The following is a 13,863-nucleotide window of genomic DNA, read 5'->3' on the forward strand; positions in this document are numbered from 1 at the left end:
AAGAAGGGATACCCCAAAGTGCCGTTGAGAATAGATGGCCCTTGAACCAGCGAGTTCAAGGCGGATCAGCAATGATTACCGTAGGCTTCTCGGTCGGGCCGAGCATGCTCAATAGCACTCAAGTACTAACCCTTAGGGATTGCTTATCGGCTCGGGGACGTGAATCCTCTGACAAACACTCCAGGGTAAATTTTGTGTACGCTATTGCTGTCCGTGCTTAACTTTACTGAGGACATCTGAAAGTGATGTCGTGAGCTGTTCCATTCGCTCGGTCAGTGCGTTTTGTTCATCATTTGCTTCAAACTTCTTGGTTTGTAATTCGTAGCAAATATTCAGAGCTGCGATAGTCAGCAGCTTCACTTCATTGGTTACCTTAGTACGTTCAGCCATCTCTTTCAATCGATTATCAAGATCGGCCGCCGCTGCAATCAATGACTCTTCTTGCCCTGGTGGACAATTCACTCGAGTCAGTTTTCCTAATATTTCAACGTCTACCGCTTGATTACTCATGATGGATGAACTCTTTAACGCGCTATTTTAAGGCTGTTGCCCTTCGCCATTTTTTGAGAAAGAAAAAGTGCAAGTACCGATGAGGAAGCAATCTCCTCTGAGGGAGAAACTATAGGTAAACCGCTATTAAGATTCAAGCTTTTCAGAGTGACTGTTTGTAAATGAGAGCTTGAGCACACAGTAATTCAGCAAATTGAACAATTGGTAGTCAGTCATCCTTCAATTGCTGGGGATCGATGCTTACCAGAATTGGGGTGAAGTGGTACGATTATACTATCGATATAAAGAATAACTGAGCGAGCTATCTGATGAGCGAAACTACTTTACCTGACTACCTAACGGTTGCGACTGAACTTCAATCGGCAAGTCTAGCCGTAACCCCTGCTGAGATGCACGGTTTATTAACGGGTATGTTAAGCGGAGGCTTAAGCCTTGCAGATAAAAGCTGGCAACCACTGATCTTCGATTACACCAATGAAGGCATGGGTTGGCCAGATCGCGCATTAACGCTAGCGGAAGCGACACTGAAAGTAACGACCAGTGAAATCACAGGTTCGGGTATGGAATTGTCTATGTTGCTGCCTGACGAAGACGCAAGCGCAAGCCTATTTGACTTGGCTGATGGTGTGTCTGATTGGATTAACCATTTCATTTCTGGTCTAGGCTTGGTTGGCGCTCAATTGAACAAAGCGTCTGACAGTACAAAAGAAGCATTAGCTGATCTAGAAGAGATGGCCAAGCTAGGCATTGACGAAGAAGATGATCTGGAAGAGCAAGCGCAGCTTCTAGAGCACGTTATTGAGCACGTAAAAGCGTGTGCACTAACGATTCATGCTGAATTTGGTGCTCGCCCATCTGAAGATGCGGCGCCTACCATTCATTAATTCGTTGGCCGGTTTGAGGTTATGATGGCTCAGTATGATGTTGTAATTGCTGGTGGCGCAATGGCAGGGGCAACCTTAGCCCTTGCTTTGAATCACCTAAGCCAAGGTTCACTGTCGATTGCGGTAGTGGAGCCTTATCAGGTTGATCATCAAGCTCACCCTGGGTTTGATTCTCGTTCGATTGCTTTGTCCTATGGCACGGTGCAGATCCTGGATTCTTTGCGCTTATGGCAATCTATCGCTCCGGTCGCGACCCCGATTAAAGATATCCATGTTTCGGATCGCGGGCATGCCGGAATGACAGACATCTACAGTGAAGAGCTTGCTGTAGATGCGCTTGGCTACGTGGTCGAGTTAGCAGATGTGGGTCGAATCTATCAGCAGAAACTTGAATCAGAAGCGGCAATTACCATGCTTTGTCCTGAGTCTGTTAGTAAAGTTGAACGTGAAGAAGCGTTGACGACGATTGAACTGACAAGTGGGCAACCAGTAACCACTAAGTTACTGGTTGCTGCTGACGGTGCAATCTCAACCTGTTGCCAACAGCTCAATATCTCATTGAGTGAGCACGACTTTGAGCAAGTCGCTGTGATTGCCAATATTGTGGCGAGTGAACCTCACCAAGGTCGCGCATTTGAGCGTTTTACCCATCATGGGCCAGTTGCTCTATTACCGATGAGTGACAACCGTTTATCGCTGGTTTGGTGTTTAACACCAGAGCAAGCACAAAAAGTGATGACGCTAAACGACAATGAATTTCTTGAGCAATTGCAGAATGACTTTGGCTGGCGACTTGGCCGATTAGAGAAGGTCGGCAAGCGCGCGAGTTACCCTCTGATTCTTCGTCACCGACAGCAAAATATCTCTCATCGATTTGCCATTGTTGGTAATGCTGCTCAAACGCTTCACCCAATTGCGGGGCAAGGCTTTAACCTAGGCATCCGAGATGTGGCTTCCTTGGCAGAAGAGTTGTGTACCCAGTTAGATGATGTAGGTCGTTACCGTGGTCTTGTTAACTTTAGAAAGCGTAGAGAACAAGACCGAGACGCAACGATCACGTTGACTTCAAGCCTAGTTCACCTGTTCTCAAACGATTATATGACCGCTCGCATTGGGCGTAATCTTGGGTTAGCCGTAATAGATAACCTTCCACCACTTAAAGGTCCACTTTTGCGTCATACGCTTGGCCTAGTAGAAAGATAAGGTAATAAATAATGATGCAAAGTGTTGATATCGCGATTGTTGGTGGTGGCATGGTTGGCCTAGCGCTTGCTGCTGCCCTAAAAGACAGTGACCTAAGAATCGCTGTCATTGAAGGCAGAGCTCCCAGCGAAGGGCTGTGTGAGCTGCCTGATGTGCGTGTATCCGCGTTGAGTCGTTCTAGTGAAGTGATTCTTCGTAACCTAGGTGCATGGCAAGGTATCGAACAAAGACGCGCTGCACCGTATCAAGCGATGGAAGTGTGGGAACAAGACAGTTTCGCTCGTATTGAGTTTGACTCGACACGCTTGGCTCAGCCTAATCTTGGTCATATCGTTGAAAACCGTGTGATTCAATTAGCGCTGCTTGATCAGGTTAAGAAACAAGACAACGTCAGCCTGTATATGCCCGCAACGTGTAAAACGATGGCGATTGGTGAAAGTGAAGCTTGGTTAACATTGGACAATGGTCAAGCACTGACAGCTAAGTTAGTTGTTGGAGCAGACGGCGCAAACTCTTGGGTTCGTAAGCAGCAAGATATCCCATTAACACATTGGGATTACGGACACAGTGCGATTGTCGCGAACATCAAAACCACAGAGCCGCACCACAGCGTTGCTCGTCAAATCTTCACGCCTCAAGGCCCATTGGCATTCCTACCAATGCAACCAAGCAACATGAGCTCGATTGTTTGGTCTACGGAACCAAATCGTGCCGAGAACCTCGTATCAATGTCGGATGCTGAATTCAACAAGCAGTTAACAGCTGAGTTCGATGCAAAGCTGGGCTTATGTGAAGTGGTTGGTGACCGTTTTGCCTTCCCACTGCGCATGCGTTATGCGCGTGACTTTGCGGTAGAGCGTGTGGCTTTGGTTGGTGATGCTGCTCATACCATTCACCCATTAGCAGGGCAGGGCGTGAACCTTGGCCTATTAGACGCAGCAAGCCTAGCGCAAGAGCTGTTAAAGCTATGGTCTGCGGGTGAAGACATTGGCACCAAGCGTAATCTTCGCGGCTACGAGCGCTGGAGAAAAGCAGAGGCGGCGAAAATGATTGCTTCAATGCAGGGCTTCAAAGATCTGTTTGAAGGCGATAACCCAGCTAAGAAGCTGATTCGTGGTATTGGTATGAAGCTAGCGGGCCAATTACCGGGTGCGAAAGATGAGATCATGAAGCGCGCACTGGGTTTGTCTGGCAATCTTCCTGACTTAGCTAAGCGTCCAGTGACTCATCGATAATGACATAGTGTTCTGGTGGTATATCGAATCATCATTGATACGAAAATTGGTACGAAAAAAGGGTTGGCATAATGCCAACCCTTTTTGTTTTTAATTCTGTAGATAATCAGGTCATGCGTACGCACAGCGCAGTTTCATGATTTCACTATTTATTTCTTTCACTGTTTGAAAGTGACGTTTTTCTGCTCGGTCTGGTAGCACTAGCTTACCGTTATCAAACTCAAATTTTCCTACGCCGTAAATGTAGATTCGTCCTTTGAAAAGTCGACTTACATGTTTAGCAATCATACTCGGTGTATAGCGCTTAAACAGTCTCATTCTTAATTATCCTTATATTTACCTAGCCTGCATATTATAGAAAAACTCCGAGATAATAATTGTGATAAGCATGGAGTTATATGCAGTAGCGTTGACGTTAATTAGATATTTGTGCTGTTCTAAGCACTTTCTTCAGTAAATATCTATTTTTACGTGAGCTCCTCCCCAAAATAATACTGAGTAGTGAACTGCCGTGAACTTTTCTGTTCAGTATTAAGTAGTGATAATGTTACAAGTATAAGAATAGGCGGGATTTTTTTGTTTGTGTAATCAAATTGTAAATTTCGGACAAAAAAAAGCCCGTCTAAAACGGGCGAATAGTCACAGATGCATTACACAAAAGTGGATACTGATGTTACTCAGTGGATTCACTTGCACTGATTTGCTTAATAGCTAGTCAGTAAATTTACAATAACGCAAATTTAACTTTGTGACTACTTATGCTTTTATTTTGAGTAACTATTTATTAGTGGTGTGTTCTTCTTATGACGAGGTTCACACTAAAAATGTACTCAATGAAATATTAAAATGAAGTTTGCGAAGCATGATCTAAACGATCATCGACTGATGTCCGCGACGGTCGGTGCACATAGCGCCATAAGATCATTGAGATCCAGCGCAACGCCAGCCATTCGGTCGCCGGAGCTAATGGTTACGGTCGAGTTGTTTTGAATGGAAGGATCAAAAATGATCGGCATGTGTCTCTTGAGAGCGAGCGGACCAACACAACCCACTTTAAAACCGGTGATCGCTTCAACATCAGCGAGCGACACGCAGGTCATTCGACGGCAATTCAGTACCGAGCGTACTTTCTTGGGGTCGACAGAGCGATCGCCAGCAGTACAGGCTAACGCATACTGGTTGCCCATATCCTTGAGCAGGATGCACTTCACCATTTGAGAGGCGTCGATGCCTCGCTCTTGTGCAGTTTCTTCAATGCTGGTGGTTGGCTTGCTTTGCATCAGCAGGCGATAATTCACCTGCTGTTGATCCAGCCATTGTGTAATTTGCGTTTCCACGTGGTTACTCGTCGTCAAGGCTGTACGGCAGTGGCAGGATATTCCATGTTTGATCAGGCTGCGCGGTCAGTCGCAGCTGAACATCGTCATCAAGGTTGTTTGGCAGTACCATCAAACCAATCGCTCGGTTATCAGCAAATTGATAGACGTTTAATAGTCGGCCTGCGCCACGCCAGTTCTCACCCACGCTACGCTCTAGTTCAATTGGGTTCTCTAGAGACAATACTTCTGCTGTCGTTCCTGAAACAATGCGCATCTCACGCTTGTTCATGCCACGGTACTTAGCACGAGCAACCGTTTCTTGACCTGTGTAACAGCCTTTTGAAAAGCTGATACCGCCAATCGCTTGCAGGTTAAGCGCTTGAGGGATGTGCTCGTTTTGCTCTGCTTTCGATAGGTTAGGCTGAGCATCAAGAATTTCATGATATTGCCAAAGTGTTTCTGATACTTTCTCCGCAGCGCTGTTTGATACCAAGGCTTCAGCGGCTTCTTCTGTCACAAGTAGAGCCCAGCGGTTATCTGCAACTTGAACCGCTGTACCACCAGAGATAGCACGCACATTACCTTGGCTTTCTGAAATAGAATCAATGTATTGATTAGCTGACGAACCCATCACACCGATAACAACGTCAGACGTTTGCTCGATATCAACCTTAGAGAACACGGCGTATTTTTTGATTTCGACCAGCTCTACTTCAATCGCAGATTTAGGCTGCATGAGTGCGTAACCGCCATTGTGATGGAACAGGCGGAAGATGCTCCATACCTTTCCTTTTGCATCACAGTGCGCGCCTAACGTGGATTCATCATTAGGAAGAGTGACGACATCGCACGTTACTTGACCCTGTAGGTACGATTTTTTGTCATCGCCTATCATGGTGATTGCGCTCCAGTCTGACACGTGTGTCATCATCAGTTCTGGAAGCGATTCATTTTGCGTATGAGCGAGTGGCTGAAATGTGTTTTTCCAATCCATTTTATCTTTCCTAAGAATTTTATTTGGCTCTATGTTAATCCGGTTCTGTTTCTTTGTCAGCCTAGGTTTTTTTGTGAGCTTAGATAGGGACTGTGACTCACATAGTAGTTACAGGGCGTATGACTTGTTACACTCCGAGAAAGAAAAATTATAGGTGAGGATAGCCAATGTACACTGCAGAGCAGAAAGCACGAATTAAATGGGGTTGCCGTCGCGGCATGTTAGAACTTGATGTAGTCATCATGCCATTTTTCGAAGAGTGTTTTGATTCATTGCAAGAGCAGGAACAGCGCGAGTTTGTTTCTCTATTAGAGTGTGATGACCCAGATTTGTTTACTTGGGTGATGGGACACGGACGCAGTGAAAACCTAGGCCATGCATCAATGGTTGATAAAATTGTCGCACACAACCTCAGCAAGGTTCGTTAAGCTCCAGCTTAACCCTTCATATTCCGCATTATTCGCAAAGGGCACTGTTTTCGGGTGCCTTTTGTTTTTCATCGTCCTGTCTTCTATTCCACTTGTTGTCAGCCTTTATTGCTTGGCACTGCTGATTCATCTGCTTCAAACTAATCATCTGATTTTGAATAGTGCCCATGGCCGTTTTGATTATAAAGAGGATGGTGATATTCGACTCAATGACCGAACTTACCGACTCAAGTCCGTTGATAAGATCTGGGCGCAGTTCTTCGTTAAATTACAGTTTGAATGTGGGCACTCGGTACTGCTTTGGCGAGACAGCTGTTGCGAGCGAGAATATAGCCATTTTCTGGCGAACTTACAACGAGCGCGCTAGAGAAGCCAAACTATTCGATGAAAGAAAGTATTAGATAAAAGAAAGCGTTAGACAAAAGAAAAGGGAGCACTCGGCTCCCTTTCGTTTAATCATTTTCCGCTGACGGCTAATTCGCTAAGCACGTTTAACCAATTATTATGATTGGCGTTTCTCTGGCGTCAGAATCGTTGGGCCACTGTCTTCAGCAAGTTCAGGGTAATCCAACGTGTAGTGTAGGCCGCGGCTCTCTTTGCGCTGCATTGCACAACGAACCATTAGCTCTGCCACTTGTAGCAAATTACGCAGTTCTAATAAGTTATTCGAAACCTTGAAGTAGCTGTAGTACTCATGAGTTTCTTGTTGCAGCATCTGAATGCGACGCAATGCTCGCTCTAGTCGTTTATCCGTTCGAACAATGCCCATGTAATCCCACATGAATAGGCGCAGTTCGTGCCAGTTGTGTTGAATGATAACTTCTTCATCACTGTTGGTGACCTGGCTTTCATCCCATGCTGGCAGTTCTGCACACAGTTGAGATTGGTCGATGTTCTCAACGATATCTTTTGCTGCTGCCCATGCGTAAACCACACACTCAAGCAGTGAGTTAGAAGCCATACGGTTTGCACCGTGTAAGCCGGTGTAGCTCACTTCGCCAATCGCATACAAGTTCGTTAGGTCGGTTTGACCCTGCTTATTAACCATGACACCACCACACGTGTAGTGAGCGGCTGGTACGATAGGGATCGGCTCTTTGGTCATATCGATGCCCAAGTCCATCAAGCGAGTATGGATCATCGGGAAGTGCGCTGTGATGAATTCTTCAGGCTTGTGGCTGATATCAACATACATACAGTCGGCACCCAAGCGCTTCATTTCGAAGTCAATTGCACGAGCAACCACATCACGTGGCGCCAGTTCACCGCGCTCATCGAAGTCCTTCATAAAGCGAGAACCATCTGGACGACGCAAGTAAGCACCTTCACCACGCAGTGCTTCCGTTAGTAGGAAGTTACGCGCTTCTGGGTGGAATAAACAAGTTGGGTGGAACTGGTTGAACTCAAGGTTTGCCACACGACAACCCGCACGCCAAGCGATAGCAATACCATCACCTGAAGAAACATCTGGGTTAGAGGTGTATTGGTAAACCTTTGAAGCACCGCCTGTTGCTAATACAACAAACTTAGCGCGCACGGTTTCAACATGTTCTTGGTTACGGTTCCAAATGTAGGCACCGATCACCTTGTCTTTTGAACCACCAATCTTATCTTCCGTGATCAAATCCAGCGCATTGTGGCGCTCGAAGATCTCGATATTTGGGTGGTTGTTGACGTTATCTTGTAGTGAGGTTTGCATCGCCATGCCAGTTGCATCGGCAGCGTGCAGAATTCTGCGGTGACTGTGGCCACCCTCACGAGTGAGGTGATATTTTGGTTGGCCTTCTGTGCTGTTCTCATCTTTATCAAATGGAACACCACCATCAATCAGCCATTGCACACACTCTTTCGCATTTTCAGCAATGAATTGAACTGTATCTTCTTCGCATAACCCAGCCCCAGCGATTTGAGTATCCTCTACATGAGACTCAATACTGTCCGACTCATCGAACACCGCGGCGATACCACCTTGTGCGTAATACGTCGATCCTTCGCTGCGTGGTCCTTTGCTTAATACAATTACTTTTGCATGTTCTGCTACGCGTAAGGCTAATGACAAGCCTGCCGCACCACTTCCTACCACTAATACATCACACTGATGTTCACGGTTTGCGTTCATAAAACTTATTAAATCCCGGGCTATAGTCGAGTTGTCCACTCTCAATTGACTTTGTCTTGTTTTAGGAGTTTGGCTAAGACTGTTATAATCTCTCCAGAGTCATCCTTAAACGCTATGCAAAATCAATATATAGACAGCTATCTAGAAATATTTAATTGCTCAATACCATTGCTTTTGCTCAAGTTTCCCCAAATTGATAGGGATAGCTATTTTTATTACATCACATTGTGAAACAATAATGGCAAATAATTTTAAGAAAGTTGGAACTTTCGGTATTTGGCTTAGTCACAATAGTGCTCTTGTAGACGGTGGTGTCAATACTACATTTCGCATAATTAGTACCCATATCTGTGAAGGTGAGGGTTATAACAATAGGAGTACCCGCTCGAATGAACGAGCAGCTAACCGATCAAGTGTTGATTGAGCGAGTTCAGAGTGGAGATAAGCAGGCATTTAACTTACTAGTGGTTAAGTATCAAAACAAAGTTTGTAATCTTATCTCTCGATACGTGAATAATTCCGGTGATGTACCTGATGTAGCACAAGAAGCTTTTATTAAAGCTTACCGCGCGATACCTAACTTTCGTGGCGAGAGTGCCTTCTATACATGGTTATACCGAATTGCCGTGAACACCGCTAAAAATCATATCGTTGCCCAAAGCCGTAGGCCGCCAGCAACCGATGTAGATGCAGAAGATGCAGAATATTACGAAACAGGCAGCGCGTTAAAAGAAATATCGAACCCTGAGAACTTAACGCTGTCTAAAGAATTGAAACAAGTTGTTTTTGGAGCGATTGAAGCGCTACCAGAAGACTTAAAAACTGCAATGACGTTGCGAGAGCTCGAAGGTTTGAGCTACGAAGAGATTGCAGAAGTAATGGATTGCCCTGTAGGAACCGTACGTTCGCGTATTTTCCGAGCTCGTGAAGCGGTGGAAAAGAAAATCAAACCTCTTTTGCAACGCTAGAACTTGTAATAATTATGGTGAAAATAATGGCTGATAAAGAAAAGCTTTCGGCACTCATGGATGGTGAAACGATCGATAAAGCTCTCATTGTAGATCTAGAATCTGATCAAGAAAGCATGGATACTTGGCAGAGTTACCATTTAATTGGTGATGTTATGCGTGGGGATTCGCCAGAAACTCCAGAGTGGAACATTGCTAATAGTGTAGCGGCAGCGCTTGAGAACGAGCCTGCACATGGTTCAATGTCGAACCTGCACCAAGTGAATGTTGAACCTACTGTTGCTCCAATTGAAGAGCAACCTAAACCTCAGCAAGCGAAGCGTCAGCTTCCGGCGTGGTTACAACAGTTTGGACAAGTTGCCGTGGCAGCGTGTGTTTCATTAGCCGTTGTATTAGGTGTTCAACAATATGGTGGTAGCGACCCTGCAGCACCAGAGCAGTTGCCTGTACTCCAGACGATTCCATTTGCCGGTTCTGCGGAACCAGTAAGTTTAACGCGTGACTCTGTTGAGAAACCAGCATCTGAAGCTAACTTGCAAGAGCAGCGCAAACGCGTTCATGCATTGTTAGAAGATTATGAGCTGCAGCTAAGATTAAACAGTGATGCATCGCCAATGCAAGATGCACATCTAGAATCGGACATTGAATGAAGAAAATCCTGGTCAGTGCACTGACACTGTTCAGCTTGATGTCTCCAACAGCCTTTGCAGAGGAAACCACTGCAAAGGCCTTGTTGCATCAAATGAACGAGGCCAGTCAGCATCTAAATTACGAACTCTCCTACATTTTGATAAAGAAGAGCAGTATTGAGCCTCTTGTTTATCGCCATGCGGTTAACGACGACCAACAACTTGCACACCTTGTTTATCTAAGCGGCCCTGTTCGTGAAGTCATTCGACGTGGCAACGAAGTTAGCTACATCGAGCCGGGTACAGAGCCATTTACGATTCAGTCAGGCAGCATGGTTGCGCCTGTTATTCCGATGATTAATCGAGATATCGAATCTCTGAATCAGTACTACGACTTTGTGAAAGTTGGTCGCTCTCGTGAAGCAGGTAGCACCACTCAAGTGCTGCGTGTCGTGCCGAAAGATGGCCTTCGCTACTCTTACGTGGTTTGGGTAGACGAAAAAACGAATCTTCCTTTGCGTGCCGACCTTTTGGATCGTGATGGCGAAGTGCTTGAACAGTACCGCACTATCTCTTACGTGGTGAACGATAAGATTGCTGAGGCTATGGGTGGCTTGAGCCAAGCTCAATTGCCGAAAGTTTTATCATTACCGGAAGGCTTAGTGAGTGAAACTAACTGGCAAGCGTCGTGGATTCCTGAAGGGTTTAAATCAAAAGAGCTTAGCCGCTATCAAATGGCTGCGACCGATAAAATGGTTGAAAGTCAGCTTTTCAGTGATGGACTGTTTAACTTTTCGGTTTATATCGCGGAAAAAGATGAGCATTCATTGAAAGGGCAGCTGGTGCGTCAAGGGCGTAGAACCTTGCACAGCTTAGTGATTGGCGATAAAGAGATCTCTGTGGTTGGTGACATTCCGCCGGCAACTGCAAAACGTATTGCTCAGTCAGTTACATTTAATAAATCGGTACAAGCGCAATGATGACCGCGCTGGCGACCGTTAGCTCGGTTGAACAAAAAGGTAAGCAATACTTTGTTCAATTGAGCTGCGAACAACAAACCAGTTGTAGCAGCTGTTCTTCTCAAAAAAACTGCGGTACGGGTATTGTGACCAAGGCTGTTGGCAATAAATCTTTGTTTTGGCAGCTTAAAACCAAAAGCTTAGTCAAAGCTGGACAAATCGTAGAAATTGGCTTTCCAGAAAAAAGCCTACTTCAGTCGGCGGCGATTGTTTATCTCATCCCACTTTTCATGTTGATGATTGGTGCTGGTTTTGGGCAACTCTTGTTACAACCCTTACTCCAGGGGGGCGAGGGCATTGTTATCTTAAGTGCAGCACTGTTTACTGCTGGTGGGATTGCCTTAGCGAAGCGGTTAGCCAAACCCATGGAAGACAAATCCAAGCAAGAAGTCGTCTTGATTCGAATCCTAGGTGAGTCTCTCGTCTAATTTATGATGCTTCTTGCCCTTAAATTGGGTAGAATCTGCCAACTTGATTGAAATGCCGCCACCAATGCTGACTGTAGATTGGACGCGTCGCGGCTTTCTTATTATCCCTATTCAAAGAGTTTAGTCACACCAAGCCTATGAAGCACATTCGTAATTTTTCGATTATCGCCCACATCGACCACGGTAAGTCGACCCTTTCTGACCGCTTAATCCAAGTTTGTGGAGGATTAAGTGAACGTGAGATGGCAGCTCAAGTCCTCGATTCTATGGATATAGAACGCGAGCGTGGTATTACAATTAAAGCGCAGAGTGTGACTTTAGATTACAAAGCTAAAGATGGTGAAACTTACCAACTTAACTTTATCGACACTCCTGGACACGTAGACTTCTCTTACGAAGTATCTCGTTCTCTAGCGGCTTGTGAAGGCGCACTACTTGTAGTGGATGCTGGCCAAGGTGTTGAAGCACAAACTCTAGCAAACTGTTACACAGCAATCGAAATGGAACTGGAAGTAGTGCCAATCTTGAACAAGATTGACCTACCAGCTGCTGAACCAGAACGTGTTGCTGAAGAAATCGAAGAGATCGTTGGCATCGATGCGATGGAAGCGACTCGCTGTTCTGCGAAAACAGGTTTGGGTGTTGATGATGTTCTAGAAAACATCGTGACGGCAATCCCGCCACCGGAAGGTGATCCTGAAGCGCCTCTACAAGCGTTGATCATTGACTCTTGGTTCGATAACTACCTTGGCGTAGTTTCTTTGGTTCGTATCAAAAACGGTAAGCTGAAGAAGAACGATAAGATCAAAGTAATGTCGACAGACCAAGTATGGGGTGTTGACCGTCTAGGTATCTTCACGCCTAAGCAAATCGATACTACAGAGCTAAATACTGGCGAAGTAGGTTGGGTTGTTTGTGGTATTAAAGACATCCTAGGTGCACCAGTTGGTGATACGTTGACGCTTGCAAAAGGCGGCAGCACTGAACGTCTACCTGGTTTCCAAAAAGTGAAGCCTCAGGTATACGCTGGTCTATTCCCTGTATCATCTGATGACTACGAAAACTTCCGTGATGCGTTAGGCAAATTAAGCCTGAACGATGCATCACTGTTCTTTGAACCAGAAAGTTCAGCAGCACTTGGTTTTGGTTTCCGTTGTGGCTTCTTAGGAATGCTTCACATGGAGATCATCCAAGAGCGTCTAGAGCGTGAATACGACCTAGACCTAATCACAACTGCTCCAACAGTAGTGTATGAAGTTGTAAAAACAGATAAAACGGTTCTTTACGTTGATAGCCCGGCTAAACTGCCAGCGGTTAATGACCTAGAAGAAATTCGTGAGCCAATTGCACGCTGTAATATTCTGGTACCTTCGGATTACCTAGGTAACGTAATCACACTGTGTGTTGAGAAGCGTGGCGTACAAGTAGACATGGTCTACCACGGTAACCAAGTTGCTGTGACGTACGATCTTCCTATGGCAGAAGTCGTTCTAGACTTCTTCGACCGTCTGAAGTCAACGTCTCGCGGCTATGCATCATTGGATTACAACTTCCAACGTTACGAGCCATCAAACATGGTACGTGTAGACGTACTGCTGAATGGCGAAACAGTTGATGCACTAGCTATCATTACGCACAAAGATATTGCTCAGTCTCGTGGTCGTCTACTGGTAGAGAAGATGAAAGAATTCATCCCTCGTCAGATGTTCGATATCGCGATTCAAGCAGCGATTGGTAACCACATCATTGCTCGTTCTACAGTGAAACAACTGCGTAAGAACGTAATCGCAAAATGTTACGGTGGTGATATCAGTCGTAAGAAGAAACTTCTTAAGAAACAAAAAGAAGGTAAGAAGCGTATGAAGCAGATCGGTAACGTTGAACTGCCTCAAGAAGCTTTCCTTGCAATCCTTCATGTTGGCAAAGACTAGGTATCAATCGCACTAACTATCTGCTGAATATTACTGGTTAAAATCGTTTATTTCTTTGTTGCAAAGATTGCAATTAGGCCCACTAGTCACTGCACTTTGCGCCTCGAACTAAACGATTTTTCCTGCGTAATCTTCCCAGCATTTAGTCAGCATGATTGATACAAATTAGAAATATTAAGCAGAGTGAAAGAGTTAT

General features: G+C 45.3%; 15 protein-coding genes and 1 other RNA gene. 10 read left to right on the top strand and 6 right to left on the bottom strand.

The annotated features are described in order from the left end of the window. Nucleotides 1–6: 6 nt before the first annotated feature. Nucleotides 7–190, bottom strand: a non-coding RNA gene (ssrS, locus tag AB4263_RS19040) — 6S RNA. An 11-nt stretch (nucleotides 191–201) separates the two neighbouring features. Beyond that, nucleotides 202–510, bottom strand: a complete 309-nt coding sequence (zapA, locus tag AB4263_RS19045) for a cell division protein ZapA (protein ID WP_004735366.1) — start codon at nucleotides 508–510, stop codon at nucleotides 202–204. Between the two features lie 308 nt (nucleotides 511–818). On the opposite strand from zapA, the gene AB4263_RS19050 reads away from it, so the two are divergent. The 3 genes from AB4263_RS19050 to AB4263_RS19060 are packed head-to-tail and all read left to right on the top strand — an operon-like array spanning nucleotide 819 to nucleotide 3,832. Continuing rightward, nucleotides 819–1,394 carry a YecA family protein gene (locus tag AB4263_RS19050; protein WP_017070457.1) on the top strand — a complete coding sequence of 192 codons (576 nt, stop codon included), beginning with the start codon at nucleotides 819–821 and terminating at the stop codon, nucleotides 1,392–1,394. Nucleotides 1,395–1,418: 24 nt separating this feature from the next. Then, nucleotides 1,419–2,597 carry a 2-octaprenyl-6-methoxyphenyl hydroxylase gene (gene ubiH / locus AB4263_RS19055; protein ID WP_229648170.1) on the top strand — a complete coding sequence of 393 codons (1,179 nt, stop codon included), beginning with the start codon at nucleotides 1,419–1,421 and terminating at the stop codon, nucleotides 2,595–2,597. 11 nt (nucleotides 2,598–2,608) lie between these two features. Further along, nucleotides 2,609–3,832, top strand: coding sequence for an FAD-dependent 2-octaprenylphenol hydroxylase (locus tag AB4263_RS19060; RefSeq protein ID WP_372098710.1), 1,224 nt, complete (start codon nucleotides 2,609–2,611; stop codon nucleotides 3,830–3,832). 111 nt (nucleotides 3,833–3,943) lie between these two features. Here the strand turns inward: AB4263_RS19060 and AB4263_RS19065 are convergent, their stop codons facing one another. From AB4263_RS19065 to ygfZ, 3 genes are all read right to left on the bottom strand, one after another. Continuing rightward, entirely contained in the window at nucleotides 3,944–4,150 is a 207-nt protein-coding gene (locus tag AB4263_RS19065; protein WP_009847660.1) for a DUF1107 domain-containing protein, read from the bottom strand. Between the two features lie 557 nt (nucleotides 4,151–4,707). Next, nucleotides 4,708–5,169: an aminoacyl-tRNA deacylase gene (locus tag AB4263_RS19070; RefSeq protein WP_029235114.1), complete on the bottom strand. Its 462-nt coding sequence runs from the start codon at nucleotides 5,167–5,169 to the stop codon at nucleotides 4,708–4,710. A 4-nt stretch (nucleotides 5,170–5,173) separates the two neighbouring features. Further along, nucleotides 5,174–6,145 (bottom strand): tRNA-modifying protein YgfZ, encoded by a 972-nt coding sequence (gene ygfZ / locus AB4263_RS19075; RefSeq protein WP_372057952.1) that lies wholly within the window; start codon nucleotides 6,143–6,145, stop codon nucleotides 5,174–5,176. Nucleotides 6,146–6,312: 167 nt separating this feature from the next. Here ygfZ and AB4263_RS19080 point away from each other — a divergent pair, with 167 nt between their 5' ends. Together AB4263_RS19080 and AB4263_RS19085 are read left to right on the top strand one after the other, a co-directional pair. Beyond that, a complete protein-coding gene (locus AB4263_RS19080; protein ID WP_004735374.1) occupies nucleotides 6,313–6,573 on the top strand; it encodes a succinate dehydrogenase assembly factor 2 in 261 nt (86 codons plus the stop codon). After that, nucleotides 6,521–6,940 (top strand): protein YgfX, encoded by a 420-nt coding sequence (locus AB4263_RS19085; protein ID WP_372098711.1) that lies wholly within the window; start codon nucleotides 6,521–6,523, stop codon nucleotides 6,938–6,940. The genes AB4263_RS19080 and AB4263_RS19085 overlap by 53 nt, the downstream gene beginning before the upstream one ends. Nucleotides 6,941–7,075: 135 nt before the next feature. Here AB4263_RS19085 and nadB read toward each other — a convergent pair whose 3' ends face one another. Beyond that, the gene (gene nadB / locus AB4263_RS19090; RefSeq protein WP_017059049.1) at nucleotides 7,076–8,692 is read right to left on the bottom strand and encodes an L-aspartate oxidase; all 1,617 of its coding nucleotides are present in this window, start codon (nucleotides 8,690–8,692) and stop codon (nucleotides 7,076–7,078) included. A 389-nt stretch (nucleotides 8,693–9,081) separates the two neighbouring features. Between nadB and rpoE the strand changes: the two genes are divergently transcribed. From rpoE to lepA, 5 genes are all read left to right on the top strand, one after another. Further along, nucleotides 9,082–9,660, top strand: coding sequence for an RNA polymerase sigma factor RpoE (gene rpoE / locus AB4263_RS19095; RefSeq protein WP_008223963.1), 579 nt, complete (start codon nucleotides 9,082–9,084; stop codon nucleotides 9,658–9,660). A 26-nt stretch (nucleotides 9,661–9,686) separates the two neighbouring features. Further along, the gene (locus AB4263_RS19100) at nucleotides 9,687–10,310 is read left to right on the top strand and encodes a sigma-E factor negative regulatory protein (RefSeq protein ID WP_017063205.1); all 624 of its coding nucleotides are present in this window, start codon (nucleotides 9,687–9,689) and stop codon (nucleotides 10,308–10,310) included. Continuing rightward, complete coding sequence (gene rseB / locus AB4263_RS19105) at nucleotides 10,307–11,269, top strand: sigma-E factor regulatory protein RseB (protein ID WP_017059047.1); 963 nt, start codon at nucleotides 10,307–10,309, stop codon at nucleotides 11,267–11,269. Before AB4263_RS19100 ends, rseB begins: the two co-directional genes overlap by 4 nt. Further along, nucleotides 11,266–11,736: a SoxR reducing system RseC family protein gene (locus tag AB4263_RS19110; protein ID WP_017059046.1), complete on the top strand. Its 471-nt coding sequence runs from the start codon at nucleotides 11,266–11,268 to the stop codon at nucleotides 11,734–11,736. Before rseB ends, AB4263_RS19110 begins: the two co-directional genes overlap by 4 nt. 137 nt (nucleotides 11,737–11,873) lie before the next feature. Next, nucleotides 11,874–13,667, top strand: coding sequence for a translation elongation factor 4 (gene lepA, locus AB4263_RS19115; protein ID WP_017059045.1), 1,794 nt, complete (start codon nucleotides 11,874–11,876; stop codon nucleotides 13,665–13,667). Nucleotides 13,668–13,863 lie beyond the last annotated feature (196 nt).

Origin of the sequence: Vibrio sp. 10N.261.55.C5, from assembly GCF_041470505.1 — a bacterium.
Classification (GTDB): Bacteria; Pseudomonadota; Gammaproteobacteria; order Enterobacterales; family Vibrionaceae; genus Vibrio; species Vibrio crassostreae_C.

Excerpts from the sequence above, each read along its gene's own strand:
- zapA (WP_004735366.1), bottom strand. The coding sequence starts at position 510 with ATGAGTAATCAAGCGGTAGACGTTGAAATATTAGGAAAACTGACTCGA.
- rpoE (WP_008223963.1), top strand. The coding sequence starts at position 9,082 with ATGAACGAGCAGCTAACCGATCAAGTGTTGATTGAGCGAGTTCAGAGT.
- AB4263_RS19060 (WP_372098710.1), top strand. The coding sequence starts at position 2,609 with ATGATGCAAAGTGTTGATATCGCGATTGTTGGTGGTGGCATGGTTGGC.
- AB4263_RS19110 (WP_017059046.1), top strand. The coding sequence starts at position 11,266 with ATGATGACCGCGCTGGCGACCGTTAGCTCGGTTGAACAAAAAGGTAAG.
- nadB (WP_017059049.1), bottom strand. The coding sequence starts at position 8,692 with ATGAACGCAAACCGTGAACATCAGTGTGATGTATTAGTGGTAGGAAGT.
- ygfZ (WP_372057952.1), bottom strand. The coding sequence starts at position 6,145 with ATGGATTGGAAAAACACATTTCAGCCACTCGCTCATACGCAAAATGAA.
- AB4263_RS19050 (WP_017070457.1), top strand. The coding sequence starts at position 819 with ATGAGCGAAACTACTTTACCTGACTACCTAACGGTTGCGACTGAACTT.
- ubiH (WP_229648170.1), top strand. The coding sequence starts at position 1,419 with ATGGCTCAGTATGATGTTGTAATTGCTGGTGGCGCAATGGCAGGGGCA.
- AB4263_RS19100 (WP_017063205.1), top strand. The coding sequence starts at position 9,687 with ATGGCTGATAAAGAAAAGCTTTCGGCACTCATGGATGGTGAAACGATC.
- AB4263_RS19065 (WP_009847660.1), bottom strand. The coding sequence starts at position 4,150 with ATGAGACTGTTTAAGCGCTATACACCGAGTATGATTGCTAAACATGTA.
- AB4263_RS19080 (WP_004735374.1), top strand. The coding sequence starts at position 6,313 with ATGTACACTGCAGAGCAGAAAGCACGAATTAAATGGGGTTGCCGTCGC.
- AB4263_RS19085 (WP_372098711.1), top strand. The coding sequence starts at position 6,521 with ATGCATCAATGGTTGATAAAATTGTCGCACACAACCTCAGCAAGGTTC.
- lepA (WP_017059045.1), top strand. The coding sequence starts at position 11,874 with ATGAAGCACATTCGTAATTTTTCGATTATCGCCCACATCGACCACGGT.
- rseB (WP_017059047.1), top strand. The coding sequence starts at position 10,307 with ATGAAGAAAATCCTGGTCAGTGCACTGACACTGTTCAGCTTGATGTCT.